At 57.7% G+C, this 23029-nt stretch carries 36 protein-coding genes; 7 read left to right on the top strand and 29 right to left on the bottom strand.

Annotated elements, in window-relative coordinates; all coding sequences use genetic code 11:
* Nucleotides 1–4: 4 nt before the first annotated feature.
* The 20 genes from HX786_RS00910 to HX786_RS00815 all read right to left on the bottom strand — a co-directional run bounded on the left by HX786_RS00910 (nt 5) and on the right by HX786_RS00815 (nt 12309).
* Nucleotides 5–277: a DUF1799 domain-containing protein gene (locus tag HX786_RS00910; protein WP_177054260.1), complete on the bottom strand. Its 273-nt coding sequence runs from the start codon at nt 275–277 to the stop codon at nt 5–7.
* A 47-nt stretch (nt 278–324) separates the two neighbouring features.
* Nucleotides 325–705, bottom strand: coding sequence for a phage tail assembly chaperone (locus HX786_RS00905; protein WP_178911587.1), 381 nt, complete (start codon nt 703–705; stop codon nt 325–327).
* A gap of 3 nt (nt 706–708) precedes the next feature.
* On the bottom strand, nt 709–1365 hold the full coding sequence (locus tag HX786_RS00900) for a phage tail protein (protein WP_010211415.1): 657 nt from the start codon (nt 1363–1365) through the stop codon (nt 709–711).
* A gap of 72 nt (nt 1366–1437) precedes the next feature.
* On the bottom strand, nt 1438–1854 hold the full coding sequence (locus tag HX786_RS00895; protein ID WP_178911586.1) for a phage tail terminator-like protein: 417 nt from the start codon (nt 1852–1854) through the stop codon (nt 1438–1440).
* A complete protein-coding gene (locus tag HX786_RS00890) occupies nt 1851–2447 on the bottom strand; it encodes a hypothetical protein (RefSeq protein ID WP_178911585.1) in 597 nt (198 codons plus the stop codon). The genes HX786_RS00895 and HX786_RS00890 overlap by 4 nt, the downstream gene beginning before the upstream one ends.
* Entirely contained in the window at nt 2444–2815 is a 372-nt protein-coding gene (locus HX786_RS00885; RefSeq protein WP_178911584.1) for a hypothetical protein, read from the bottom strand. Before HX786_RS00885 ends, HX786_RS00890 begins: the two co-directional genes overlap by 4 nt.
* A gap of 17 nt (nt 2816–2832) precedes the next feature.
* The gene (locus tag HX786_RS00880) at nt 2833–3336 is read right to left on the bottom strand and encodes a DnaT-like ssDNA-binding protein (protein WP_178911583.1); all 504 of its coding nucleotides are present in this window, start codon (nt 3334–3336) and stop codon (nt 2833–2835) included.
* A 59-nt stretch (nt 3337–3395) separates the two neighbouring features.
* The gene (locus HX786_RS00875) at nt 3396–3971 is read right to left on the bottom strand and encodes a hypothetical protein (protein WP_178911582.1); all 576 of its coding nucleotides are present in this window, start codon (nt 3969–3971) and stop codon (nt 3396–3398) included.
* A 50-nt stretch (nt 3972–4021) separates the two neighbouring features.
* On the bottom strand, nt 4022–4990 hold the full coding sequence (locus HX786_RS00870) for a major capsid protein (protein ID WP_178911581.1): 969 nt from the start codon (nt 4988–4990) through the stop codon (nt 4022–4024).
* A gap of 11 nt (nt 4991–5001) precedes the next feature.
* Nucleotides 5002–5709 carry a hypothetical protein gene (locus HX786_RS00865; RefSeq protein WP_087694007.1) on the bottom strand — a complete coding sequence of 236 codons (708 nt, stop codon included), beginning with the start codon at nt 5707–5709 and terminating at the stop codon, nt 5002–5004.
* Between the two features lie 90 nt (nt 5710–5799).
* Complete coding sequence (locus tag HX786_RS00860) at nt 5800–6387, bottom strand: hypothetical protein (protein ID WP_143495478.1); 588 nt, start codon at nt 6385–6387, stop codon at nt 5800–5802.
* A 39-nt stretch (nt 6388–6426) separates the two neighbouring features.
* Entirely contained in the window at nt 6427–7512 is a 1086-nt protein-coding gene (locus tag HX786_RS00855; RefSeq protein WP_178911580.1) for a minor capsid protein, read from the bottom strand.
* Complete coding sequence (locus HX786_RS00850; protein WP_178911579.1) at nt 7487–8947, bottom strand: DUF4055 domain-containing protein; 1461 nt, start codon at nt 8945–8947, stop codon at nt 7487–7489. The genes HX786_RS00855 and HX786_RS00850 overlap by 26 nt, the downstream gene beginning before the upstream one ends.
* Entirely contained in the window at nt 8947–10434 is a 1488-nt protein-coding gene (locus HX786_RS00845) for a terminase (protein WP_178911578.1), read from the bottom strand. The genes HX786_RS00850 and HX786_RS00845 overlap by 1 nt, the downstream gene beginning before the upstream one ends.
* Nucleotide 10435: 1 nt before the next feature.
* The gene (locus tag HX786_RS00840; RefSeq protein ID WP_178911577.1) at nt 10436–10960 is read right to left on the bottom strand and encodes a hypothetical protein; all 525 of its coding nucleotides are present in this window, start codon (nt 10958–10960) and stop codon (nt 10436–10438) included.
* A 9-nt stretch (nt 10961–10969) separates the two neighbouring features.
* Nucleotides 10970–11158 carry a hypothetical protein gene (locus HX786_RS00835; protein WP_178911576.1) on the bottom strand — a complete coding sequence of 63 codons (189 nt, stop codon included), beginning with the start codon at nt 11156–11158 and terminating at the stop codon, nt 10970–10972.
* A complete protein-coding gene (locus HX786_RS00830; RefSeq protein WP_178911575.1) occupies nt 11158–11346 on the bottom strand; it encodes a hypothetical protein in 189 nt (62 codons plus the stop codon). Before HX786_RS00830 ends, HX786_RS00835 begins: the two co-directional genes overlap by 1 nt.
* The gene (locus HX786_RS00825) at nt 11343–11576 is read right to left on the bottom strand and encodes a hypothetical protein (protein ID WP_178911574.1); all 234 of its coding nucleotides are present in this window, start codon (nt 11574–11576) and stop codon (nt 11343–11345) included. Before HX786_RS00825 ends, HX786_RS00830 begins: the two co-directional genes overlap by 4 nt.
* A 53-nt stretch (nt 11577–11629) precedes the next feature.
* A complete protein-coding gene (locus HX786_RS00820; RefSeq protein ID WP_178911573.1) occupies nt 11630–11974 on the bottom strand; it encodes a hypothetical protein in 345 nt (114 codons plus the stop codon).
* Nucleotides 11971–12309, bottom strand: a complete 339-nt coding sequence (locus HX786_RS00815; protein WP_003218335.1) for a hypothetical protein — start codon at nt 12307–12309, stop codon at nt 11971–11973. The genes HX786_RS00820 and HX786_RS00815 overlap by 4 nt, the downstream gene beginning before the upstream one ends.
* An 88-nt stretch (nt 12310–12397) precedes the next feature.
* Here HX786_RS00815 and HX786_RS00810 point away from each other — a divergent pair, with 88 nt between their 5' ends.
* Nucleotides 12398–12733, top strand: a complete 336-nt coding sequence (locus HX786_RS00810) for a hypothetical protein (protein ID WP_178911572.1) — start codon at nt 12398–12400, stop codon at nt 12731–12733.
* Nucleotides 12734–13018: 285 nt separating this feature from the next.
* On the opposite strand, the gene HX786_RS00805 is transcribed toward HX786_RS00810, so the two are convergent.
* From HX786_RS00805 to HX786_RS00765, 9 genes are all read right to left on the bottom strand, one after another.
* Nucleotides 13019–13564: a hypothetical protein gene (locus HX786_RS00805; RefSeq protein WP_178911571.1), complete on the bottom strand. Its 546-nt coding sequence runs from the start codon at nt 13562–13564 to the stop codon at nt 13019–13021.
* 143 nt (nt 13565–13707) lie between these two features.
* Complete coding sequence (locus HX786_RS00800) at nt 13708–14394, bottom strand: hypothetical protein (protein ID WP_178911570.1); 687 nt, start codon at nt 14392–14394, stop codon at nt 13708–13710.
* Entirely contained in the window at nt 14391–14984 is a 594-nt protein-coding gene (locus HX786_RS00795) for a recombination protein NinG (RefSeq protein WP_178911569.1), read from the bottom strand. Before HX786_RS00795 ends, HX786_RS00800 begins: the two co-directional genes overlap by 4 nt.
* Complete coding sequence (locus HX786_RS00790) at nt 14981–15451, bottom strand: hypothetical protein (RefSeq protein ID WP_178911568.1); 471 nt, start codon at nt 15449–15451, stop codon at nt 14981–14983. Before HX786_RS00790 ends, HX786_RS00795 begins: the two co-directional genes overlap by 4 nt.
* Entirely contained in the window at nt 15451–16233 is a 783-nt protein-coding gene (locus HX786_RS00785; RefSeq protein ID WP_178911567.1) for an ATP-binding protein, read from the bottom strand. Before HX786_RS00785 ends, HX786_RS00790 begins: the two co-directional genes overlap by 1 nt.
* Complete coding sequence (locus HX786_RS00780) at nt 16214–17011, bottom strand: helix-turn-helix domain-containing protein (protein WP_178911566.1); 798 nt, start codon at nt 17009–17011, stop codon at nt 16214–16216. The genes HX786_RS00785 and HX786_RS00780 overlap by 20 nt, the downstream gene beginning before the upstream one ends.
* Nucleotides 17008–17799 (bottom strand): Rha family transcriptional regulator, encoded by a 792-nt coding sequence (locus HX786_RS00775; protein WP_372846091.1) that lies wholly within the window; start codon nt 17797–17799, stop codon nt 17008–17010. The genes HX786_RS00780 and HX786_RS00775 overlap by 4 nt, the downstream gene beginning before the upstream one ends.
* A 69-nt stretch (nt 17800–17868) precedes the next feature.
* Nucleotides 17869–18282 carry a phage regulatory CII family protein gene (locus HX786_RS00770; RefSeq protein WP_256734769.1) on the bottom strand — a complete coding sequence of 138 codons (414 nt, stop codon included), beginning with the start codon at nt 18280–18282 and terminating at the stop codon, nt 17869–17871.
* Nucleotides 18283–18372: 90 nt separating this feature from the next.
* Entirely contained in the window at nt 18373–18567 is a 195-nt protein-coding gene (locus HX786_RS00765; protein ID WP_178911565.1) for a hypothetical protein, read from the bottom strand.
* A gap of 99 nt (nt 18568–18666) precedes the next feature.
* Between HX786_RS00765 and HX786_RS31785 the strand changes: the two genes are divergently transcribed.
* The 6 genes from HX786_RS31785 to HX786_RS00735 all read left to right on the top strand — a co-directional run bounded on the left by HX786_RS31785 (nt 18667) and on the right by HX786_RS00735 (nt 22847).
* On the top strand, nt 18667–19107 hold the full coding sequence (locus HX786_RS31785) for a helix-turn-helix domain-containing protein (RefSeq protein ID WP_256734768.1): 441 nt from the start codon (nt 18667–18669) through the stop codon (nt 19105–19107).
* On the top strand, nt 19104–19925 hold the full coding sequence (locus HX786_RS00755; protein ID WP_178911564.1) for a HipA family kinase: 822 nt from the start codon (nt 19104–19106) through the stop codon (nt 19923–19925). The genes HX786_RS31785 and HX786_RS00755 overlap by 4 nt, the downstream gene beginning before the upstream one ends.
* Complete coding sequence (locus tag HX786_RS00750; RefSeq protein ID WP_178911563.1) at nt 19850–20767, top strand: hypothetical protein; 918 nt, start codon at nt 19850–19852, stop codon at nt 20765–20767. Before HX786_RS00755 ends, HX786_RS00750 begins: the two co-directional genes overlap by 76 nt.
* Nucleotides 20768–21201: 434 nt before the next feature.
* On the top strand, nt 21202–21420 hold the full coding sequence (locus tag HX786_RS00745) for a hypothetical protein (protein WP_178911562.1): 219 nt from the start codon (nt 21202–21204) through the stop codon (nt 21418–21420).
* A gap of 61 nt (nt 21421–21481) precedes the next feature.
* Nucleotides 21482–22243, top strand: a complete 762-nt coding sequence (locus tag HX786_RS00740; RefSeq protein WP_178911561.1) for an SAM-dependent methyltransferase — start codon at nt 21482–21484, stop codon at nt 22241–22243.
* Between the two features lie 160 nt (nt 22244–22403).
* Nucleotides 22404–22847 carry a septation protein IspZ gene (locus HX786_RS00735; RefSeq protein ID WP_178911560.1) on the top strand — a complete coding sequence of 148 codons (444 nt, stop codon included), beginning with the start codon at nt 22404–22406 and terminating at the stop codon, nt 22845–22847.
* Nucleotides 22848–23029 lie beyond the last annotated feature (182 nt).

The following is a 23029-nucleotide window of genomic DNA, read 5'->3' as shown; positions in this document are numbered from 1 at the left end:
GTGGTTACGGGCTGTTTTCCCTTTCCTCCGCCATAACGCGCAGGGCTTCGCCTTCCAGCACCTGAAGGTCAGGGAAGATTTCAGCGAGTTTCTTTTTCTTGATGCCGAGGAACCCGGCCACGTCGCGGATGCAGGTGTAGTCGAGACCGATCGCGCCACCGGCGCCCGCCCGCCACTGAGTCGACATCCGGTTGAACAGGAAGAACGCCGGCCAGTTGCAGGGCCAGACCTCGGTCACCTCTTCAAGGTCACTCGGGGTGAGCCCGAACAGGCCCATCAACTCAGAAGGTACCGCCGGCGCGTAGAGAGCGCGGGCGGCGTCCGTCAGTTTCCCAAGCGGGCCTGATTGAATGCGCTCTGGTAGGCATTCACGACCGCCTCAGCGGCGCCCTGGCAGGAGGTCACCAGCGCCCGAATGCTCTTGTCGTCGAACTTGTCGTCGAAGCCCCAGCCGACTACCAGGTCCTTGATCTGCTGCGACTGCTGCTCAGTGTCGGCAGCAACGATTTCGGAAAGCGTTGGGCTTTCACCCAGGGCGGTCCGAGCTTCATCGCGCTTCAGGTTCCACTCATCAAACAGAGCGGCAAGCCCCAGGCGATCCCGATACTTAAAGGTGAACTCGATTTTCTCGGGCTCACCACCAACGATAGGGATCGACACGAAGGCCTTGAACGTCGGGTTTTGGGCGATTCTGATCTTTGCCATGGGTTACGCCACCGCAGTCAGGTAACGGGTCGGTTCGCCCTGCAGCGCCAGGTTGACGGTGCGGGTCAGCAAGTTGCTGCGGGACACAGTCGGCTGATTGGAGAAGGAGGTGAAGGCGCCGTAGAACAGCGTGTCGTTACCCGGCAGGTTCAGGCGCGCAGCCTGAATGGTCTGGCTGGCATCCGCTGCACGCAGGATGGCGTTGAATGCCTGGCCCGGGTCATCCGCAATGGTCAGTGCCAAGCTGGCCGCCGCTTTGTCGGTTGGCATCTGGCGGCCCTGTTTGTCTTCCAGGAACACCACGTCCAGATAGTTCTGGGTGCCACCGGCGAAAGCCACGTCAGTGATTTGCGGAATCTGCACCCAGGTCAGCACCTTCTTCAGCGAACCGATGCCGGAGCCGGCCGGGTAGACCTGCACATCGGTGGTGTCGATGCCTTCGAGGGTGATGGCGGTGGCAGTGGCAGCTTTCACACGAACAACCCGGTTGCCCAGGCGAGTCCAGCCGGATGTGACGATCACGATGTCGCCAGCCGACAGTGTGCCGCCAGTCACAGTGGCCACGGCCTCAGCCGCGTTGCTCAGTGCCGAAAACGGGATGTCCGGGCCATAGGTGGCACCGTGCTGGAAGGTGCCGCCGTCCGGAATTTTGTAGCCCATGGGTATTTCCTCTTTGCAGATATGAAAAAACCCGCTCAATGGCGGGTTCGTGGGTTTGCCCAGTGGGCGGGATCAGTTCGTGTCGGCTCGGTACAAGAACGAGACCGGGACGGTGTAGGTGGAATCGCCGGTGATGCCGGGGCCCTGGTCGACAGGCGACATCGTCACCACGACGACAGAGCCCTTCGTGTCCCTGGCGTATAGCGGGAACAGATCGGTCAGTTCAGCCGCTATAGGGTTCGTTTTGGTCTTACCCGTGCCCGCCGGTGCGATGATGCTGGCCTGGAACACGCCGGTGAACAGCCGGTGATCACCGCCGAGCGTGTTGCTCGCGGTGTCGCCCGGGATAGTGAAGGCTTGCAAGTAGGTCTCGCCCGCCGCCGGCGTGTAGGCCGTGTTCTCGAAGACGATCTTCAGCTTCTCCGACCTGGCAGCGTTCCAGGCGATCAGCTTTGCCTCGTAGATCGAGGCGATGATTGCGTGACTCATACCTGGTTGTTCCTGATGGCCTCCAGCACGATCTGCTGAAAGCGAGCCACAGTTACCCGGACCATGCCGCCGGGGGCCTGGGTCGAATGGCCAAACTCCAGCGGAATCGCGTAGGGCAAATTGTTGATGATGTAGGCCATCTGGCCGGCGGTGAAGTCGCTCATTGCTGCGACCAGTGCCGCGGTAGTCTCGGCGCCGCTTGGGTCTACCTCGTCAAAGGTTACGTTCTCGACCACCCCCAGCGAGATGTGCCAGTTCGCACGGAAGCGGCCTCCGACGTAGCCTTCTGGCGCATTGAGGTCCATGCCGTCGTTGAGCTTGCGGCCCTTCTTCAGCCTGCCACCCTTCGTGAGGTTGGCCGGGTCACTGCGCAGTGCGCTGTTGTGATCGTCGACGGCCTTGTTGTACTGGGTGGCCACTGCGTTCTGCGCCCAGATCTCCGGGTTACCCACGGGCGACATGCGGATCAGGCTGCTACCGACTTCGATGATGATCTCGCGCAGGCTTGCGTCGATTGCTTCGGTAGCCTGGGCGGCAAACTCAGCCAGGCTCAGAGCGAAGCTGCCGGACTGTCCGGCGCCTGCCCGGCTCACGACCGCACCTGCAGCTCATACAGGATCGGTGTACCGGCGGGATTTACCTCTTTCAGTGGCGGGACGATTGACCAGGTGCGGCCCTGAGCGACAACCTTGTCTAGCAAGCCCGGAACCCAGGCCATGCCCTGCGCAGCGATCTTGAGCTTCTTGTCGCCTTGCTTGATGAGGCTGTTGGTTTGAAATTCTTGGCCGGTGAAGTCGAGCAGGATGCCCTGGGCGATTTGCTCAACAGTGGCGCCTGGCGCTTCCCCGCCCGTCTCCGGGTCATACTCGCCCGGCACCGTCTTGCTGATGGTCACGGGCTGGCCGAACTCTGTGATCATCTCCAGAGCCATCACGGCCATTTCGTCGTAGAAGGTGGCCATGGTGGTCTCCGTTGCTCCTATGCGCGGATTGCGAACAGTCCGCGCTTTTGTAGGTAGTCGGCGAACTGCGTTGCGCTCGGCCGATCTGGAGCCGCCGGCAACAGCCGGTTGCTGGTGGACGGGATAGCCGCATATTGCCGCGTCACCGCGCCCTCAACACGATCCAGCAGCACTGCGCCCTTGCGCTTCTCCACCGGGTCGATGTCGTCCTGATGAATCTCTGCTGCTAGGGCCATCTGCCCGTATTGGATGCGCGCCGGCAGGTAGTTGTTCGGCTTGATCTCATGATCCAGCAGTACTTCCCGGCGCGGCCAAGACAGTGCCTGCTCGCTGTTCGTCTTGCGCCCCTTCCAGGTCATGCCATCCATTGCCAAGGCGGCCCGGCGCAGCAGCGCTTCTTGCTCGGGAACTCCTACGGGGATGACCGTGCCGAACTTCACGGCATACATGGCCAGGTCCTCGGCGCTCGCGTAGCTTTCGGCGTCAGGCTTGCCGGTGCCGTCCTCGATGATGAGTGTCATGCGTCAACTCGCTGGAATGGTTTGAAAATTGGCCACCGGGTCACCGGCAGCCAGCATTATCAGGCCTTGGGCAGATCAGCGACGAGCTTTTCCAAGGATTCTTTCGAGGCATTGGCCCGGTATGGGACCCTGGCTTCGTCCAGCTTAGCCTTCAGGTCGGCGATTTCCTTCGCGTCCGGGTCGTCCAGGCGAGCCTTGGCGGCTTGCTGGAGAAGATCGTCTACCTGCAGTTGCAGAGCCTTAACCTTTTCAGCTTCGCCATCACGCTCACGGATGAGGCTTTCCACGCCGGCGTTTACCGCCTCGAAAACCTGGAACAGGCGGCCAGCGATAGGACCAAGCTCGCCTTCGGGCCGCGCCAGCTCTTGATCAGCGAATGACTCGACGATCAGGCCGACAGACTCAAGCTCGGCGCGGAAGGCGTCGATATCGACACTGGAATTACCGCCGCCGATCAGCAGCACGGTAGGCAGTTCCTTGATGGTCACGTCGGGCACTTCGCCGGCAGCATCTTCACGACTTTCGGTAGCGCTCGCATCGATGATGCGCAAGCCATTCGCCTTGGCCAGAGCCTTCACGTCTTGCTGGTACTGATGGAACGGACCAGGCAGATACCAGATGTTCTTGTTGCTCATGATCGTTTCCTCGCCAAGCTGGGCACCGGGCCCAGCCTGACTGTCAGGGGTTACTTGGAGGCATCACCGATCAGAGCCACACCGGCGGTGTGCTTGATGCTGGTGGCAGTCTTGTCCCAGTTGGTACCGGTCGCCAGTTCGGCGTCGGTAGGCGACTTGCCGCCGGTGGTGGTGTCCCAGGTGTAGCCCTTCAGGCCCAAACCGAAGGTGTAGTCGGTCTGGAGGGTGGTTTCGATACGCTCCTTGCCGTTAACGGTCTGGACGTTGCTGATGATGTCGCGGCCGTCGTGAACGAGCGCAGCGCCTTGCACCAGGGACAGGATGATTTCCTTGTTCGGGGTGCCGGTCTGCATCAGCGCCGGGGCATCCGTCACAACGGAGATCTTGCCGAGAATGTCCACCACGCGGACGTTGCCGGCCTGGAACAGCTGCTGCTGGTTCGCCAGGTTTTGGCCAACCAACTTGTGATAGCTCGTGCCCTGCATCACCTGGGTGACCAGGTTTTGGCTTGCGTCGCCGAACTTCGCGTGTGCGTTGTTCAGGCCAGCGTAGGTGATGCCAGCGGTAGCCGAAACATCGTTGACCGCGGCGGCCTGGGCGGTGATCGCGGCAACCAGGGCGGCGATCGCTGTGTTCAGCTGGTCCTTCAGCAGGATTTCAGCGAACGCGCGACTGGCGACTTCGATGCCTTGCGCGGTTGGACGCTCCAGCCAAGTCATCTGCGATGGCTCGTAGCGGATCGGACCGAAGCCACCGGCGACCTTCACCGAAGTGTTCTTCAGCTCAGTCAGATCGGTTGCAGCAACCGCCGCGTTCGCGCTGTAGCGATCCACGCGGCGCTGGGCTGCGGCCAGGGTCTGGAAGAACGACTCTTGGAGGAAGTCGCCAGTGAAGCCATCCGGAGACAGCACGATTGCACCGCGGCTGGCGGCGTTGAAAGCGGCGAGAAACTGATCCAGCGTCTCGAGAGTCGCTGGCATGATGTATTCGTTGAAAACCTGCATTTGCGACAGGGACATGAGTTATTTCCTTACGATTGTGGGAGATCCGGGAACCGGCTCGCGATCGCGGCCTGTCGTTCCTCTTTGGTGCCGCCGATTTTTCCTTTTGCGGCCCCGCCGCCACCTCCAGCACCAGCAGCCCCGCCGCCAGATGCCTTGCTACCCGCGATCAACGGCGCGAAGGCCGTGTCGTTTGCGAATTCTGCTTTCAGCTCATCCAGCGTTGCCGCCGAGAGCTTGCCCTGCTGGTCGAGCACGACCACAACAGGCTTCCCGTCGCGCTGCTCGACGCTCAGGCGGCGTTCGATATGCGGCAACAGGGCTTTGGCGCTGCCTGGGATTGCCAGAGCGGACGCGATGTCAGTAGCGGTACGGCCGACGGTCAGATCCCGGATCTGAGTACTCAGCGTCCCACGCTCCTGTTCCAGCATGCCGTTCAGCTCTGCTTCGCGGCGGGTGTATTTTTCAGACCAGGAACGCTCGAGTTCTTCGACGTTGCCGGATTTGCGAGCGGCTTCTTCACGCTCGGTGCGGGCCAGCTCTTCGGCTTCGCGGGCTTTCTTCTCGGCCAGCTTTTTCTCTCCGAGCAACTCATCAACCTTGGCTTTCAGGCCGGATACATCTTCTTGCTGCGGCAGCCCCTCAATGCCGAGTACGAACTTGCCGTCCTTCTCGGTGTAAAGAGCGCGCACGGCTTCATCTACCCCTTCCAGGGTATCCAGTTGGAATTTCAACATTGGTTGTCTCCCAGAGACGTTGGTGCAGGCCCTGCCTGCGGGCATAAAAAAACCTCGCACTTGGCGAGGCTTGTTTGAATTGACCGTACTTTAAAGCTGAGGGGGTTGAATTCGCTCGTGGAGCCGACTAGCAAGGCTTTGATCTAGTTCCACTACTACCTCGGCGATTCCTATACCTACGACGAGCTGTAAGCCATCGAAATCGTCGCTACCGATTTCCCTCTTGAGTTCCAGTGCAAGTCCAAAGTAAAGATGACTATCGACGGTGAGCCGTTTTGTCTCTCCGTACTCATAGCGCCCTACGATCTCTTTGTACCCAGTCAAAGGAGATCGATTAAATAAAATTTGTTTCTTGTGATGAGGGGATCGAATGAACACCCCTCTTACAATCGCGGGTTTTTCGCCTGTAGATACAATATCAAGCGTAAAATTATCCGTGTTGTAATACTGGCTAATCTCGATTTTAGCGGTATTGTTTCTGCGTTGAAGGTCGGCTAAATACAACGCGACGATTGCCGCCGAAACAGAACCGAAACCGGAGATCCAATCGGCCAGACTCCCCCAATTTGGCACGAATTTAACAGTAGACAGTGGATTCAAGTTGATGCCAGCTGTCAGCCCTAGAAATCCCGAAACCACACACGCAAGTAGCGCAAAAGCCCAAAACATCCATTTCATGCAAGCGCCTACGGTCCGAAGTGATGACAATTCAGCACTCTAAAGCCCGGCCCGCTCGAACGCTAGAGGCTCAAGAGCTTTCATCTGTGCAAGGGTCACCGGTGAAAAGTTGCGATCAAGCTGCAACTCAGAAAAGCGCTCGACACTCAGGCCGCCGTCACGGAAAAGCTTCGCCCGAACAGGGCCAATAGCCTTGTCCTGAAACGCTGCCGGCTGCTGCTGGAGCCAGTCGTAATAGCTGAGGTCTGCCCTCACCTGCTGGGCGCCGGCGTCACCGATGGAAGCCCGAGTGGCATCCTTAGAAAACAGAGCGCTGAAGCGCGTCACCGCCACCAACGTCGAGCGGCAATTGATGTGGATCGGTGGCCTCGGCCCCTCAGTCAGCTTGAATCGGCGCTTATCGAGCGTCCGGCACTGGCTGGTGGTCTTCGAATCCAAGGTGCTGACCCACTCCACCGATTGCACGACGTCGCTGTTTTCCTTCAGCGTCTCCATGCGCGCCTGGGTGGCAACGTGCTGCACTGCCGTCCGCACGATGGCGCCGGCGTTGCGGTTGGTCGTGGCTAGGATGCCGTCGTTGTACTGGAGCGCCTTGGTGCCGCGAATGTTCTTGATGATCTGGAAGTTCGTCTGGCCCTCGAAGAAGCCCTGCCTGATCGCGCCTGTGAGGCGTTGCCGCTCCGTTGCGGTGAAGCCATCAATGAACGACTTGAGCAGCTTTCCGCCATCGGCACCGCGCACGCTGAGCGGATTGGTGAGGATTGCCGCTCTGATTGCCGCCGCACCTGGCACCGCCGCGTCGAAGGTGACGCCAACCGGTGCCGCCCGGGTCAGGCTGGTCGCTTCAAACTCGGCCTCGTAATTGGCGATGTCCACCAGGTCGAGGTTCAGCTTCTCGCTATACCGGTCGAAGATTCCCAGCAGCAGGCTATCAACCTCGCCCAGCAACCGCTCCAGCCGCGCGACGGTGTAATCCGTCAGGTCCGCCCGGGTCAGTCGCTCGCGGATCGAACGGTCAATTTCCTTGAGGAAGGGTGCGAACTTCGCAACCTCCCCCGACTTCAGCTGCTCCAGGAAAACGGCGTGTCGGATGGTGGCGTCAAGGATTGCTTGGTTTGCCGCCATTCGGAATTACCTCGTCGTCATCCAGGTCAGGCCCAGTGCTTTGCGCTTCCAGTTCGCCCCGGATTTCGTCGTCCGTCTTCTCCGGGTTGATCACGCCACGATCGCGCAGGTATTGCCAGAAGTCGCCTTCCGGTAACTTCCCGCCCTGCACCGCATTGAACAGTGCCACCAGGATCGTCGGATCCAGAGTGATCTGGCTGAAGTCTTGGTTGAGCTTGTAGACCACTTCACCGGGAGCGTTTACGAACTCAGCCATCCACTCAAGGCACTGGCTGTACGCTTCGCTGACGTTGCTCACAACCAGAGAGAGAACGCTGTGTTCGGCGGCGCTGTCGTTGTCGGCCTGGGTTGCGGTCTTCACCGCGCTACCACGCTCGATCAGTCGGGCGCCGAGCGAAACCATGTCCTCTTTCTTGGCGTCCATCGCCTCTTTTACAAGCGTGTTGGGCTCAGGCTGAGCAAATCCACACGACCCATTGGCAGGAAGCGTCAGCGGAGCCCTGGAGCCGACATAGATGCCGTTGGCTTCAAGGTGATCGCGCCAGGCTTCGTCCAGGCCGGATATCCAGAACTGTGGCTGCCCGGAAAACCACACCGAGTCCTCGTAGTCCGCACTGTTGCAGTAATGGCCGATGTTCAGCACGGCCATGTCGTACAGCGGCGAGTCATCGATGCTGGTGTCGTTGTTCTCGCTGCCGAGAAATTGAAAGGGAATTACGCGCCAGGGCTGACCGGTGCCGTTCAGTGGTGTGAATGGCGGAGTGGTCATCGAAGTCTCGCTTGAGCTCTCCTGCCACACTTCCTGAGTATAGACGCCAGCCTCATCCAGGCGCAGCACGCGGTATTGGGTAACCTTTTCGCTGCCGAAGCCATCATCGGTATCGACGTCCACGGATTCTTGCAGCACCACCAGGCTCAGGAGGTGCTGACCACCGACCTTGCGGGTCTTCCAGTTCCTGATTGATTCGGCTGGGTAGCTCGCAACGTTCGCACGCGCACGCCCAGCCTGTTCATCTGCCTTGCTTACCGTGCCGGCCTGCACCGCGGCATAGTCCACCAGCAAGCCGTGCCGACCAACCTCGAGCAGGTGCCCGATGACCGACTGCGACTGCTGGTAAACGCTCACGCCCTGCCCGTCGACGTCGGTGGCCACGTAATCGAGCGCACCGGGAACAGTCAGCGTTGGCCATGTGCGGAACACGGCTCCCACCAGGCTGTGCTTGGTCCGTCCGGTGGCGTTGTAGAACACGGCGCGTTGCTTGTACGACTTGTACCGCTCGATGTTCTCAGGACTGGTGTCGTGATGATTGGGCTTGGGCAAATACACATCGCCGCGCCCCTTTACCGTCTCGGAGCCCTTGCACACGTCGCGCACCAGCCGCCAACGGGACTGTGCCGCGTCGTATTCCGGGCGGGTGTATGTGACGTCTGCCATTAGCGTGCGAATCCCATTTTGATTGATTTGACCGGCTTCTTTGCGCTCTTGGCGACAGCGAAGTACCGGAATGCATCGGAGCCGTGAGACGTCCAGTCATGCAGCGGCTTGTCTTTCCAGCAGCCCTTCTTGTCGTCCCACTCCTTGCGATAGTTCTCAAGGCAGGCAATGCCCTCTTCGCACTTCGATTCGTCGAAGGCGCACTTGGACAGAATTTCGCGGGCCTGCTCGATGCCGTCGTCCACCCCGATCTTCGGGACAACCTGGAACGTCATCCGGTAAACCTGGCCATCGATCTCGTAACCCTCTCGGGCTATGTCCTTGCGCGTCTTCGCATCACTACCGAACTCACGATTCTCGATGTCGTGCGGGCCCCAGTGCTCGGAGTACGTGTAACCCTTGTCCTTAAGCACCTTCATGTAGTGCCGCAGGCCTTCGCCTGAGTTCTCGTAGTAATCGATGACGTGGTATTGCTCACCGACCTGGCGCACAAACCAAATGGCGGTAGAGTCGCTCACGCCGATGTCCCAAATGGTCATCACCGGCAAGTGGCTGTTGTTTGGCAGAGTGCCGATGCGCTGAGCGGCATACAGCTTGGTGAACTGTTGAGCGTAATAGGCGCCCTCGATCGACTGCTGGAAGGCTTCAGCAGGGATCGACGGGTATTCCCGCTTCATGTCCGCGCCGAGCGTCTTCTCTTTGGCCGCGTACCAGGCGCGTTGGCCGGGGTTCGTGTCAATGCCGTGCTTCGCGAACAGTTCGTTGAAGTAGTCGGTCAAGCGCTGCGGGATGACCACGTCGGTCGGGTCAAGCCAGTAGGCTTTGTTCTTCCACCAGGAGAAGAAGAAAAACTTCCAGTCCAGCAAGCCCAGGGTCACGCCAGCTAGCTGCTGGCGCTCCGCACTCTGCGAGTAGTCGAAAAAGTAGCCCGCCCGGCCCTCCGCCGTCGATTCAATCGTTACGAAGCAATCGGTGGCGACAGCCTCGAAGGCGCCGGTGACGATCTCTCTGGCCTTGTGGGGAAACTTGGCGCAGATCTTCCCGAACTCGGACACGTGCAGGTAACGCAGCGTGCCGCCCCGGAAGGACGTGGACACATAGAGCGACCCGCCCCTACTGAATACAAGCTCGCCCGCCGCGTCATTCTTTGCTGGGTTCTTGCTGCGAATGAACGCCGGTAGGTTGTCGTAGGCATACTTGACCTTCTCCCGGAACAGGCGCTTGGCATCGTTCAGGGTGTGAGCGATCAAGGCACACTTGGCCGACTCGAACAGCGCCGCGTCCAGCTGGATGATGCAGCACTCAGTGGTAAAGCCAAGCTGCCGAGCCTTCAGGATGATGTTGCGGGTGTGCATCCCGTCGAAGTACTCGATCTGCTCGTCCGTCATCCGGAAGCGGACCTTCTTGCCCTGCTTGTCCGTGATGAAGTAGAGGTTGTTCAACCGCCATCGCTTGTCCCGGAGCAGCTTTAAGTGCTCGGGATTCATTTCAGCCTTCCTTTTCTAACTCATCCAATAGCTTGGTGAACTCGTCAGCATCAGTCGGACCACCCTCAGTATCCAGGTTATAGGCCTGGCGCTCTCCCTTGATAACTTTCAGTTGAGCATCCACACCAGCATTCAGAGATCGCGAAAATTCGCCGAGGTTGTCCTCATTTACTTCGATGCCTTGCAGCGCATTGCGCAGCTTGTTCGCAATGGCTCGCCACTGAGACAGATCTGCCCTGTGAGCGATAACGATCGAAGCCGCCTCAGTGGAAGCCTCTTCGATTATCTGGGCATCTTCACGCACATCCAACTGCGTGACGTCCGTGCGTGAAGCTTTGCGTGAAAGCTTGCCACTGGTTGCGGCTCGAACCTGATCAGTAAGGTCTCGCAGCCATCCATGCTTCTTCGCTCTGCTGCGTATCGTTCCTTCGTTCGTGTCGTACTTGTCGGCGATTCCACGCAGGGAAAGCGAACCAGCCCGGTAGGCACGTTCGATTGCCTCCCAGTCGGGTTGCTTGGTAGTCATCGGGAATCCTTATTCGGTGAGCTTTTGCAGCCACTCTTCAATGATCCGCTTCACCACCGGCTCAGTCAGGATCGAGGAAGGCTTGTCGCCAGCGATCACCGATTGAACCAGGGCGTGCGGGATTACGTGGGCACCATCACTGGCTACCACCATCAGGTGCGGGCGCTGGTCGGCGATGTCGTGGATGGTGGCGGTCATTAGGTCACCATCTGGTGTGTCTGTGCGTGTGCGTGGCCGTGGAGCAACCCAACGATCAGGCCCTGGGGCAGCCCGGCAGCCTTGGCGGCGTCCACGGCATCGGCAATGGCCTTGTCGAGCGCGTTTACCGCTGCATTGATGTCCTGGCTCATCGGCAGCGCGTGGCGCAGGCGGGTGACTTTGTTCATTCGTCGCCCTCTACCTTTATCTTGTCGCCATCCAGCTTGAAAACAACGGTGAGTTCACACTTGGAGCGCTCGCTAGCCATGCTGGTGGATACTTGGCACGGGAGGATCTGACCGTCTTCAGTGTGGAGGGCAAATGGTCCGAGCTCACCGATACCGACATGCTTTGGCTCGGCATCGCAAAGGGCCTGTATAGGCACGGTCTTCTCGATCCGTTTGAGTATCAGCTTCATCTTTCGCTCCAATGCCGCGCCACGATTTGGCGCATTCGAAAACGTGGCGCGGATTACTTACCCCGGCGCTCGACACCACCTGGCGCCTTGTCATAGTGCAGGCAGTGCTCACAGTTCAGCGTCCGGCATAGCCAGACCTTCACCCGCTGCCAGTAAGTGACCATGAAGATGTGCCGGGCACCGGCCAGGGCCAGGGACACATGCAGCGTCAGTCCAGCACTGGTCGGGCCGAAGAAGATGTTCTGGCTGCGCGCCATTACGACAAAGCCGCTGATGGCGATGGCCGAGTAGATCAGCTTCCCGAGGATCCCGTCCCTCACCTTCCCGCTCAGTACGCACCAGGCTGCCCACAGCGCGATAAGTCCGCAGGCGATGGAGTTGATCAGTTCAAGATTCATGGTGGATTGCCTCCCCCGAACCGCTGGCGGATAAGCGCCCAGAGGTCAGCGGATTTAATGGCTCGATTGATGGCCGCCAGGAGCGAACCGCCGAATGCGCCCAGCAGGAAGCCAATACCGGCGACGATCTTCGGCTCGGTCACGCCAAGGTAGGTGCTGACCATGCTAGTGAGGTAGATCGAGCAGGCCATGCCCGTGATGAGGAAGATCATCCAGGCGCGCCAGTCGTTCAGGTCGTCCTTGTGCCACCAACTGGCGATCACGGCCCCAACCAGGCCAGCAATCAGCAATTCGAACCTGTCGATCTTGTCGAGCAGGCGCTGTAGATACTCCATGCGCTCGACTCCGTAAAAGTATTCGTGGGATATTGAAAGCGCGAAACCCTCGCCATGACGGCTAGGGCATTGAGGAAAATGGAAATTTATGAGCGAAAATGATTTTGATCTGGATCGAGCGATCTACGATCATCTTTGGTACGAAGCCAAGTTTGGGAAGTTGAATCAACCTATACCTATAGAAGAAATCAGTGAGGCTATTTCCAAGCGATTTAAAGTCGACATCACACCCGCTGATGTTGAAGCTAAAGTCAAAATGACAGGCTACGGACAAATTGATGCACAAGGCATCAAGCACAACATCCCTCCGTACCATTTCCGCCAGAAAAAGGAAGGTGGGAATCCACAAGTAATGACTCACGTGTTTCTGGCAGAGCAAGCAGTCAATTACCCCGCCGAATGGGCCTTTAAACCCTATCCATAATACCGTTCTTGATGACCTGGATTAGCGTCCAGGTCATGAAAGTGTATGGCGAGTGATTCCAGCCCCCCCCTCCGCCAAAGACTTTCCCAGCGTCGACGCCCCGCCGCATCGACCTCGCTAGTGCTGTCTCGCGCCACCCTGGAAGCACAGTGAGATCAGGATGCACGGGATCCCGATGTTATTTCCGTACGTTGCACTACCGGCCATCGACGTCCAGGCCTTCCCGAGGGCTGCCCTGTTGACAGGTAAATTTCAGGTAATAAAAACCCGAATGAGTTCAGGGCGTCATTGAGCATTTTCAGCAGGAAAGTGTCGCCTCAAAAACTCGGTGAATGATTCATTTTCGGAATCAAAATCACGCATCCGAATCACGGTAGCTCCGCGTTCAAGCGCTAGACTCATCAGTGTTCCATTTCCAAGGCGAGCCTCGTCGGTGAGGACAGCCCAAATAATGGCATGGGAAAGCAGGAGGCGATCAGTATGATTTCGAGGAAGCCCCGTTGGCCGCGCTGGACCGAGCTCTGCTGTTGTTTCTGTGAGATATTCGACTTGTGAAAGATCGGCGAGGAAGCCTTGGTCAAATCCGTATGCATTAGGATCCTCGGCAAATCCAAAATACCCAGTTTCTGCAACAATTTCGCTCCTGGCAACCCTAGAAATCCAACGCTTCTTTTCTTCCTTTTCCTTGGTGTCGGGTATCGCGTCGATCTCAATCAACACTTCCCCGGTGACATAAAACCGGAACTCATCCCCGCCTATCTGGGCGAGATCGAGACCTAGTTCAAAAAGCCTATCGAAAGCGCAGTTATCGATAAATATTGCTCTTGGCATACCCAGCTCCATGAATTAGGCAGCATTCGATATTACCAGAACGAAAAACCCGGCTCTCGGCCGGGTTCAGGGTTTCGTGTGCGTTTCGCGTTACTTGTGCACTATGGGAAAAGTACGCGCAAAACCCCGTCATGTCAATATAATTATGCCGCCTCTTGATCTTTTTCCGAGTGAATCACCTGCCATAGAGGTTGTTGAGCCTGGATATCCACTTCCTTTATCACTTCTTTCAGAGATTCCCACAGGTCGAGCCAGTCACGTGTCCAGTTCTTCGGATCGATGGTCACGCCGAAGAACGTGTTCATCTCGGCGGCTACCCGCGCCGGCCCCCACTCTGCCAACCCGGCGACCTCCCCCTTGTACGATTGCAGGGCCAGGGTAACCAGGTACTGCGCCTTCACGCGCTTGGCCGAAGTAAGGTCTGGCAGTGCCGCCTTGGCGGTGATCAGCAGCACCGCGTTCAGCAGGTGCCGCATGTTCATAGCCGGGTGGTACAGGTAGTGCCCGAACTGCTGCACCTGGAACGGGAGCGTGTCGATGGCCCGCAGCACCTTGCCAATCGTGGCCAGGTGAGCTGCCCGGGCGGTTGATCGGCCGGCAGACGTGCGCCGCGTTTCGCTGATGCTGATGCGCTGCCCCGGCACCGAGAAGGATCCCGCCTCCTCGCCTTTCTCGCTGCCCATCGCAGGGAACTTCGCGTCACGCTTGCCGATTCGACCGCCAGTCTTCAGTGGCGCCGACTCCGCCCTGTCGATGGCTACAGCGCTGATCGACGCGTTAGATTCGTGCTGAGCCTCAGTCCACACCTGCCTTGCGGTGATCAGTTTCATGCTGCGATCCCCTTCTTCAGTTCTCTGGTCTTTTCCCGGTAGTAGGTCTTGATGCCCTTGATCTGCTCGACGGTGTACTTGCGCACGCTCTGGTCAGCTTCAAGGGCGTCGACGGCCTTCTGGCCGATGCGCGCGATCAGGCCGATCCTGTAGTCCACGGCATTGCCGGAGAGGAATCGGTTGTCCTGCTTGCTCTGTGCGTGACAGTTGCGCTCATCGAAGCGCAGGTGCGGCGCGGAGCCGACGCTGCGGTAATGACCCGCATCTACTGCGTTACCGCTCCAGTCCAACGGCTTGCCGCTGGAGATGCAGAGGTGCCCGGCGGCCTGGTCCCGGGTGCGGATGTATTCGTTGAACGCCTGCTGAGCCTCGCGCATGTGTTCGCCGCGGCTCTTCAGCTTCTCCTTACGGGCCTTGATCTCGCGGCGCTCAACCTGGGCCAGCGACTTGCGCGCCTTCGCCTGGTTCACGTCCTTGATGGCCAGGCCGCATTTCGGGCTGCACACGGCCTGCCCCAGTCGCTGCGGCGGGAAGCTGACGCCGCATGCCGGGTTCTTGCATTTCTTCGGTTTGGGTTGCTTGGCGATCATGCAGCCTCCTTGCTGAGTAGATCAGTGAAAACCACACCTTGGCCTGTGAAATAGGCGGCGATGCGGTCGGTGTAATTGATGCCCTGGGCGCGGTTGAACAGGCTGGTCACCGGGAAACCGTCAGGTCCGAACAAATGACACTCGCCCATCATGGCCAGCTTCGTTTCATAGGGGAGATGGCGCATGACGCGATACCACTCGGCCTGAAACCCGGCATCCTCGTTCAGCAGGATCTGCACGCCAAAGTGCAGCTTGCAGTAGCGCCGGGCGTCAGCCGCGTCGCCTATATGGGTCATCTCGGCGATTCGCTTGTACATCCCGAACCACAACCGATTTTGGTCAAGCGTGCGGTCCTTGCCCGGGCGCAAGGAGACCACCACGAACTTCTTGTCGCGGTACATGGCGCTCAACTTGGTGATAGCCTCAGAGAGCTTGGCCTGGCAGTTGACTGAGATTTTGTCGGACATCAGAAGCCCTCCTTGCCGCGCTGCGATTCCCACTCGAACGCCACACCAATGCAGCCGTTCTCGCGGATACGGTCGACACAGCGAACGCCCAGGGCATCATTCAATTCGGCCGGCGACAGGTTGCTGACTATGATCATCGGGCGCCCCTGCTCATACCGGCCGTTGATGATGCTGAACAGCGTGGCCAACTCGAACTCGCTTTGCTTGGTGGCCCCCACTTCGTCCAGTACCAGCAGGTCAGCACCAATCAGCTCACGCATGATGTGAGCTTCGGTTTCGCCAGACTTGTCGCTGAAGGTCGCCTTGATATCGCCGATGACGGAGCCGACAGTGCGGTAGATCGCTTTGACCATGTGCTCGTTGATCAGTGAGCTCGCCGCGGATGTGGCAAGGTGCGTCTTGCCGGTACCGACCTTACCCAGTAGCAACATGCAGCGCCCTTGCCGCTTGTGTTTCGAGAAGTTGTCGACGTACTCCATGCAGGCATCCAGAGCGACCTGCTGGGCCGGCAACGACACGACAAAGTCGGCGAAGGACTTGTCAGCGAAGCGCCTGGGGATCTTGGCGGCGTCGTGCTGCAGCGTCCTGAACTGAAAGCGCTTGCGCTCAAGCTCTTCCATGTCGCGCTTGTCACTCGCGCAGATCGGGCAGCCCGACACGCCGCCGCCCCTGAGCATCACCGCCGAGTAATCGCCGTGGGTGTCACAGCGCGCCGGCTGGCGGCTAATAACACCAAACTTGCGGTCCAGGTGCGGGCCGAGTTCAGAGACGGAACGTGCCATTGGCGTTCTCCTTGGTGCCTGCTTTGTAATCGCGGGGAGCGGTCAGGGTGTGGCGGCTGATCGGGAGTTGGTGGACGTTGTTCGGTGCGGATGGCTTGTCAGGAAAAATACCGGTCCAGCCGTTGGAAATCGAAGTGAACAGCACCGCGTCTGGTGTCGGATGGCCCGCCAGCGCCTTGGCTTGTTGCTCGCAGCTCTTGGCGGTCAGTGGCTTGCGGATTTCCTTGCGGTGTTGGCACCAGTCAGCCCAGGTTTCGACGGTTACGTTTTCCGGCTTGGCAGTCAGCGGATCGAACCTGGCAGGCTTGCGCGGCGCGTCAGCGCCCTGCTCTTTCGGTTCATTGATGGTTAATGGATGGTTAGAGGGTGGATTGGCTGCAGCCCCTGCACCCCGCTCGGTCGTGAGCTGCACCCCGTTGTGTTCTGAGTTGCACCCCGCTGTGTCTTCATTTGCACCCCGTTTATCACCGGGTGCAGGAGATGCACCCCGTTCAATGCACAGGTCATAGACAACTGGGCGGCGGTCGTGACGGTCAATGTAGGCAGCAGCAATGGATTGATTACCGAGACGAATTGCTCCGATCTCTTCAAGGTGGTCGAGCTTGTAGCGAACGGTACGAACGGAAAGGCCCGTGTCTTCGCTCAGGCTGTTTGCGGAAGGGAAAGCGGCCTTGCCATTCTTGTCTGCATAGTTCGCCAGGCAGAGCAGCACATGACGCGCAGTAGCGTCACGAATATCTCGCTGATCAAGGGCCCAGGTCATGGATTGAACGCTCACGCTGCACCTCGTAGAGCCTTGTCATGGGTAAACAGACCGTCCCAGGTCTTCTTCATAGGCAGTTCGTTGGACAGGTACAGGTCATAAAGGCGTGCGGCGCCCTTCTTAAGCAGGATCGGCGTGTAGGAGATGAAGGGGTCTTTGCCGTGCGGGGTGACTTCGTGCTGGTGCTCGGTCATGTACTTGTCGCGGGCGTACGAGCCAACGCGGTGGCGAAGCCCGGACTTGCTCTCGTTGTAGAGCCAACTGCGCGCTTCCAGGTACTTGCCCACCTGCATGACATTGACCCCATTGAGGCCCTTGCAGAACTGGGTGTGTGTCATGCCTTCCTTGAACAGGTTCTCCAGGGAGTGGATCTTGGTCGCCTGCTGCTCAACCTGGGCGGTGAGCATCAAGCGGGCCTTTTCAGACTCCATGGCGATCTGCAGGATTTCGATGGTGGAAAGCTGTTGTGGTTGCGCAACCTGCCCTTCCAGTTCCTGCCAGCGGTCGATAACTCGTGCGCGGTGCTCATCGCTGTAGCCAGCCACAACCAGATGCGTGTCACGCTCGGTCAGGTCGTAGACATCGATGGGGCGGCCGCCAGTGGCTTCACGCCGAGTTTTACGACCTGATCGTAAAAGCCCTTTGGCAAAAAGACGCTCGATGGTGGTGATGACATCGTTGTGCCGGGCCTCGACCAGATCGGCGATTTCCCGAGATGACATTGTCCGCGCCACGTTTTGCGATTGTGAAAATCGTGGCGCGAGATTGTTGTGGCTATTGATCGATTCTGTGTGTTGGTGCATGATTCGCTCCAGTTGTTTACCGCTGTAGAAAAAGCCACCCTCGTCCGGTGGCTTTTTTGTGTCTGTAATTCAGGCCGCCTTCACGGACTGCTTGAACACTTCCAGGCTGACGATCACTTCCTCAGCCTCCTTGAGCAGTTCGGATTTCTCGCGAGAGCAAACGCGACCATCGGCCTGGGCGTCGAACGCAAGGCGGGTCACATCGGCCAGGTCGGCGTGCAGGCGCAGCAGTGCTGTGTTGAGGTTGATGCCCTCGGGCTTTTCCTTCGGCACCAAGTCGAAGCCAAAAGCCTCAGCCCATGCCTTCAGTGGGCGGAAGTCCTGAGTGAACTTCATAATCCGGTGCAACTCCTGGACGTTCAGCTTGTGGCTGTCGTAGTCCGGGTTCGCTTTCTGGGAAAGCAGTGTCTTCGAAGAGAAGCTGGCACCCTCTGCAATCCGCCCTGCCCCGTGGTCGTCCACCACGTCATAGATCGCCTTCATCAATTCCTGCATGTAACACCTCGAAATTCTTTACGTGGCGCCCTGCGGGCGCAGAGACGATCATCTGTACATGGATGGCGGACAGGGATGTCACGCGGCGTTTTTTTTTGAGTCATCTGCTTCCAGCGCCTTAAAAACCTCGGGCCTGGCTACACGCAGAAACATCATTCGCGCCCTAGGGATGCCGTATTTCCTCCAATCGCTCACCGATGGGGGGCGCACTTCACACAACTCGGCAACACGGAAAGTGCCGCCCAGAGCGTCGATAATTTCATTGGGGTTCATGCCTGATTTCTCCGGCTATTCGCATAGGTACAGATATTAGGCATACCTTTCATTCAGGTCAATAGGGATACCTTAGATGCTCAGTGTTAGGCTCGCCTAATGAGTACACTTCAAGAACGCTTAAAAAAGGTTATGGCTGGGCCGCCAAAAATCTCCCAGGCGGCACTCGCGCGAGCCTGTGGGATACGTGCGCCGTCGGTAAATGACTGGATCTCAGGGAAAACAAAGACCATTGAGGGGCAAAATCTCCTGTTGGCCGCTGAATATCTGAAGGTGTCGCCAATGTGGCTGGCCACCGGAAGAGGTCTGATGCGTAAAGCGGCTGAAAAAGGTGATTTGGACGGAAGTAGTGAGCAAATTGGGGTCGATGAGGCCGAGTTTTCCGCGCTTCTTGATCAGCTCAAGTCTGCAAAAAACAAAGCGTCCCCAAAATCCCAAGCCGTCATCAGTCGAATGGTTGGTCTGGCAGAGCGCGGTGAAATAGATGATCGCGCATGGAACCTTATTAACGATTTGCTTACGGAGCTTTCGAGGAAGTGAAAGGAATCCAATATGCAATCCTTCAGCGGGGGAGCAAGCTGTATCTGGATGAGGGAAGGGATAACCTGGCTCTACTCGTAGGGGATATTCGGCCAGATAAGGCCGTGGCGAGCCTCCGGGCCTTCGTGAAGGTTTGCCACAACCGAGCACAGCTTCAGGCCGAGCTGGTCTCTTCCGTTATCGGAAAGGCTTTGGGGGTCAAGGTCCCAGATCCATACCTGGTTCTGATTGATCCTCGCGCGAAGCCACCCATTCCGATTGAATCTCGAATGTTTGGATTTGGCACCGCTGCAGTTGCTGGTCACTCGTTCGCGCGATTGGGCAACTTCTCCCAACTACACACTGCGCTCAAGAATATTGATCTCGTTGCCGCCTTCGACCAGCTGATCGCGAATGGTGATCGTCATCTTGGCCAGATGATTTATGATGGAAATGAACATTGGGCGATTGATCACGCTCAAAGCTTTGGTGGATCGACGTGGGCTGATCTTGGCCTACCCTCACCCGAGATCGACATTATCAATTGGCTGCTTGAGCGTTCGGATTATGGCGCAACCCTTGGGGTTGATGACATAGCTCGGTACGCCCTCCGCAAGAAAGCAAATAAAAGCTTTACGCCATTGGTAGGTAAAGTCGAAGGTCTTTTCATCGAGGCTGGACTACAACGTATGATCAGTGAAGAGGCGCTTCGCGACCTCTACGTTTGGATCGAGTCCAGAATCTCCCACGCGGTTGAGCAGATATGTCAGAAGATTGGCTTGCCCGATATGGGCTACGCAACGATATCGTCGAGCAATTCCCAGAGTTCCCCGAATTGACAGCATTCTGGGCGCCTGTTCGAGTTGAACCAATTGCCATGTCTGGCGAATTGCTTACCGTCGCGGTTGCGATTCTCGGCGAGCCAGGCACCAAGCCCCGTATCATCTCAGCGCTTTCAGATGATGTCATGACTGCCGTTTTTGGCGTGCACGGCATGAGTCTCATGGGGATCGCTCGAACTGCATCGGCCAGCCTTTTGGATCACCTACAGAAGACTGGGGACTTTGTGTCGTGGCTTCCTCCAGTAGCTGGAGTCACTCTGGGCCCCGTTGAAGAGGGCCAGGGCGACAGCGTCGAAGAAATCGCAAAGCAAGCCTTGAGGGCTTCCGCAAGCCTTAGCGCTATGACTGAGGCCTTCCGAACACAGGCGAAAAAGTCCGAACAAAATCGACTTGTTACCAGCATGAGAAAAGCAATGGTTGTGCTTGCCCCTGAGCTTTCTGATCGGTTTCACGTGCCGGTGCCGGTCACAATCAGGAGCACTCAGGCATCTGTCTACTGTGACTACTTTTCTTCAAACCTGGCGATAAACATGTGCAGCATGGGCCCGGGGCGTAACCTGCAGCAGCAGTTCGAGGCGTTCTTCTCTCGCGTTTGTCGTCTTGACCAGCTCAGGGGTAATGATGCCTTGATCGAGCACAACCAAAAGCCACACATTCTGCTGGCTGTTCCCAGTGAGGAAGCTATCGAAAGATCTGCAGACAAAAGTAATATTCGCTTTCTCCAGGAAAAATTGGTTATGGCCCAGGACTTGACCGAGAAACACAAATTCACGTTTTCGACAGTCCCAACCCCTGAGCAGGGCGCGAGATACATAATCGGCCTTGAGAAGGCGGCCTAGACCGCCGTCCACCTCAAAAAATGAGCCCGCCTTAGCGCGGGCTTTTTTGTGTTCCTGAAAAATTAATTAGGCATACCTATTGACGATAAAAGAAGGAGTGCCTAATGTTCACCCATCGCAGCGACTTACGAGGGACTGCGAAGGGCCTCACAACCCGCCGCTCTTTGGTTTTACCCCTTGCCGGATCACCACCGGCCCAGATTCAAAGGCAGCGATGAACCGGCCTAAACGGTTCAGAGGGTTGGCAACTGACCCGGGCGTGCAGCGTAAAGCGCCAAGAACAGTTATCCAGCGGGAGAACAAGCCGAAAGGCCCGCGGCTGGAAGAACATTTGATTCAAGCCGGAGACCGACGCCAGTAGCGGGTCACGGCGCCACAGATTTACTGATGCCGCTTCTATGAGGCGGCATTGGAAATCAACGGAGGGCAACACGATGTTCAACATGGGAACCATGGCGGCTGAGGAATGCCGCGAAGACTCGTCTGCACTGGCTTATCGCGACTGGCTGAACAGGGCAGGAAATGTGCTCGGGCATTACGTCGCTGAGGGCTCGCAGGAAGAAAGCGACCTTTTCGATTTGTATTCAGATGGCTGCATGCCACGCGAGGCGGTGACTGAACTGCGTGCGCAACAGGCACTGACTGCTGCATGACGGACATTTTCACTGATGCACCTGGTGACGGGTGCATTGGGAAAACAACCGGGAGTCACACATGAAAGTCGATAACGAAGTGATGGCGCTGCTCAGCGCTTCGCGCACCGAAGACAACAAGCTGTTCATCACCGCCGGGCAGCTCGATAAGAGTCTGTATCAGCGCCTCGACAAAACTCTGAAGGCTGCGGGCGGCAAGTGGAACACCAAGGCAAAAGCGCACTTGTTTGCCGGTGACGCCGCCGACGCAATCGAAAACATCCTGATGACCGGCGAGGTTACTGTTCCTCAGGACTTCGGCTTCTTCCCCACTCCGCCACACGTTGCAAAACAGGCGGCGGACCTCGCAATGATCAGCGACGGGATGTTGGTGCTGGAGCCGAGCGCCGGGCGTGGCGCACTGGCGGTGGCCGCCAACTCCGCAGCGGTAGGCGTAATGGTCGACATGCACGAATTACTGCCGGACAACCACAGAGCGCTGATCGAACTGAAGCTGCCGCTGTCGGGTGTTTCCGAACCTGGCGACTTCTTGCAGGTCGAGCCTAAACCCATCTATGACCGAGTGCTGATGAACCCGCCCTTCGACAAAAAGCGCAGTGATATTCACCACGTTGTTCACGCACTGAAGTTCCTGAAGCCCGGCGGCCGACTGGTGGCGATCATGCCTTCCGGTGTGACCTTCCGCGATGACGCTCTGACCCGGGACTTTCGCGGGATCGTAGAGCAGCGCGGCGGGAGTATCGAAACTCTTCCAGAAGCCTCATTCAAGCAAGCAGGAACGATGGCCAACACCGTATTGGTGGTGATCCCGGCCGCAGCCTGACAACCAGCGCCACGATAGCCTGTCGTTAAATGCCCGGTCACCTGCATGACAAAATTTTCGTACTTTATGGAGCCAATACAATCTAGTAGCTTAGAACTGAAATCCTAAACGTGAAACGGCATACCGCCGCTACATGATGAACACCTTAAGGTCTCGTAGAATGAGTGTGACAAAAAATTGGCTGAGTCTGTCCTTTGCGCTTTTGTGGCGCGCGTTTCTATTGTTCCAAATTTTCGGTTTGGTATTTGGTGTACTGCTTGGAAAACTCCTACTGCCGAGCTCATTCGTCATATTGATTAAGCCTACAATTTTGTACGGATCATTAGCTCTGGTAGTAGTTATCGCTGAAGCCGGATTCAAGCTCAATCTACTTCAATGCATTTTTGGAAAACGTTTAAATCTGTCAAAACCACAATGGCGCATGTGTGCACTTTCACTGGCGTTGCTTCTCGCAACTATGGCTGTGTTGAACGTTGCGGTCGCTTTTTCCACGCCATTTGATCTTTGGCTTTACTACAAAGTTTTCGGCAGTCCGGTGATATTTGTTGCTGGCATATTCGCTATTTCTTGGATTGCCATTAGCAAGACCAGCATTCACCAGTAATCGCACCTCCCCTAGTGGTGGCTGACTGCTCTGAACAGGGCCTCAGCTCCACCATTCCTACAGCAATGCATTGAGGACTCCCTGTCCTCTCATATCAATCCGATTTTTCGGATTCCCACCTCTACCCGTCAGCACTCCTCCCCCGCGCCCATCGGCAACCAGCGGGAGGCATGAGTGTTGAC

Source organism: Pseudomonas sp. 21615526 (assembly GCF_013386245.1).
Lineage (GTDB): Bacteria > Pseudomonadota > Gammaproteobacteria > Pseudomonadales > Pseudomonadaceae > Aquipseudomonas.
This window is presented reverse-complemented; position numbering and strand designations above follow the sequence as displayed.

Coding starts and splice junctions, on each gene's coding strand:
- HX786_RS00855 (WP_178911580.1), bottom strand. CDS start 7,512: ATGGCGGCAAACCAAGCAATCCTTGACGCCACCATCCGACACGCCGTT.
- HX786_RS00830 (WP_178911575.1), bottom strand. CDS start 11,346: ATGAACAAAGTCACCCGCCTGCGCCACGCGCTGCCGATGAGCCAGGAC.
- HX786_RS31785 (WP_256734768.1), top strand. CDS start 18,667: ATGAGTACACTTCAAGAACGCTTAAAAAAGGTTATGGCTGGGCCGCCA.
- HX786_RS00900 (WP_010211415.1), bottom strand. CDS start 1,365: ATGGGCTACAAAATTCCGGACGGCGGCACCTTCCAGCACGGTGCCACC.
- HX786_RS00820 (WP_178911573.1), bottom strand. CDS start 11,974: ATGAATCTTGAACTGATCAACTCCATCGCCTGCGGACTTATCGCGCTG.
- HX786_RS00895 (WP_178911586.1), bottom strand. CDS start 1,854: ATGAGTCACGCAATCATCGCCTCGATCTACGAGGCAAAGCTGATCGCC.
- HX786_RS00750 (WP_178911563.1), top strand. CDS start 19,850: ATGTCAGAAGATTGGCTTGCCCGATATGGGCTACGCAACGATATCGTC.
- HX786_RS00745 (WP_178911562.1), top strand. CDS start 21,202: ATGTTCAACATGGGAACCATGGCGGCTGAGGAATGCCGCGAAGACTCG.
- HX786_RS00875 (WP_178911582.1), bottom strand. CDS start 3,971: ATGAGCAACAAGAACATCTGGTATCTGCCTGGTCCGTTCCATCAGTAC.
- HX786_RS00850 (WP_178911579.1), bottom strand. CDS start 8,947: ATGGCAGACGTCACATACACCCGCCCGGAATACGACGCGGCACAGTCC.
- HX786_RS00740 (WP_178911561.1), top strand. CDS start 21,482: ATGAAAGTCGATAACGAAGTGATGGCGCTGCTCAGCGCTTCGCGCACC.
- HX786_RS00815 (WP_003218335.1), bottom strand. CDS start 12,309: ATGGAGTATCTACAGCGCCTGCTCGACAAGATCGACAGGTTCGAATTG.
- HX786_RS00805 (WP_178911571.1), bottom strand. CDS start 13,564: ATGCCAAGAGCAATATTTATCGATAACTGCGCTTTCGATAGGCTTTTT.
- HX786_RS00800 (WP_178911570.1), bottom strand. CDS start 14,394: ATGAAACTGATCACCGCAAGGCAGGTGTGGACTGAGGCTCAGCACGAA.
- HX786_RS00910 (WP_177054260.1), bottom strand. CDS start 277: ATGGGCCTGTTCGGGCTCACCCCGAGTGACCTTGAAGAGGTGACCGAG.
- HX786_RS00795 (WP_178911569.1), bottom strand. CDS start 14,984: ATGATCGCCAAGCAACCCAAACCGAAGAAATGCAAGAACCCGGCATGC.
- HX786_RS00865 (WP_087694007.1), bottom strand. CDS start 5,709: ATGTTGAAATTCCAACTGGATACCCTGGAAGGGGTAGATGAAGCCGTG.
- HX786_RS00885 (WP_178911584.1), bottom strand. CDS start 2,815: ATGGCCACCTTCTACGACGAAATGGCCGTGATGGCTCTGGAGATGATC.
- HX786_RS00835 (WP_178911576.1), bottom strand. CDS start 11,158: ATGACCGCCACCATCCACGACATCGCCGACCAGCGCCCGCACCTGATG.
- HX786_RS00770 (WP_256734769.1), bottom strand. CDS start 18,282: ATGAAGGCGATCTATGACGTGGTGGACGACCACGGGGCAGGGCGGATT.
- HX786_RS00810 (WP_178911572.1), top strand. CDS start 12,398: ATGAGCGAAAATGATTTTGATCTGGATCGAGCGATCTACGATCATCTT.
- HX786_RS00880 (WP_178911583.1), bottom strand. CDS start 3,336: ATGACACTCATCATCGAGGACGGCACCGGCAAGCCTGACGCCGAAAGC.
- HX786_RS00790 (WP_178911568.1), bottom strand. CDS start 15,451: ATGTCCGACAAAATCTCAGTCAACTGCCAGGCCAAGCTCTCTGAGGCT.
- HX786_RS00870 (WP_178911581.1), bottom strand. CDS start 4,990: ATGTCCCTGTCGCAAATGCAGGTTTTCAACGAATACATCATGCCAGCG.
- HX786_RS00840 (WP_178911577.1), bottom strand. CDS start 10,960: ATGACTACCAAGCAACCCGACTGGGAGGCAATCGAACGTGCCTACCGG.
- HX786_RS00905 (WP_178911587.1), bottom strand. CDS start 705: ATGGCAAAGATCAGAATCGCCCAAAACCCGACGTTCAAGGCCTTCGTG.
- HX786_RS00775 (WP_372846091.1), bottom strand. CDS start 17,799: ATGCACCAACACACAGAATCGATCAATAGCCACAACAATCTCGCGCCA.
- HX786_RS00735 (WP_178911560.1), top strand. CDS start 22,404: ATGAGTGTGACAAAAAATTGGCTGAGTCTGTCCTTTGCGCTTTTGTGG.
- HX786_RS00765 (WP_178911565.1), bottom strand. CDS start 18,567: ATGAACCCCAATGAAATTATCGACGCTCTGGGCGGCACTTTCCGTGTT.
- HX786_RS00785 (WP_178911567.1), bottom strand. CDS start 16,233: ATGGCACGTTCCGTCTCTGAACTCGGCCCGCACCTGGACCGCAAGTTT.
- HX786_RS00860 (WP_143495478.1), bottom strand. CDS start 6,387: ATGAAATGGATGTTTTGGGCTTTTGCGCTACTTGCGTGTGTGGTTTCG.
- HX786_RS00845 (WP_178911578.1), bottom strand. CDS start 10,434: ATGAATCCCGAGCACTTAAAGCTGCTCCGGGACAAGCGATGGCGGTTG.
- HX786_RS00825 (WP_178911574.1), bottom strand. CDS start 11,576: ATGAAGCTGATACTCAAACGGATCGAGAAGACCGTGCCTATACAGGCC.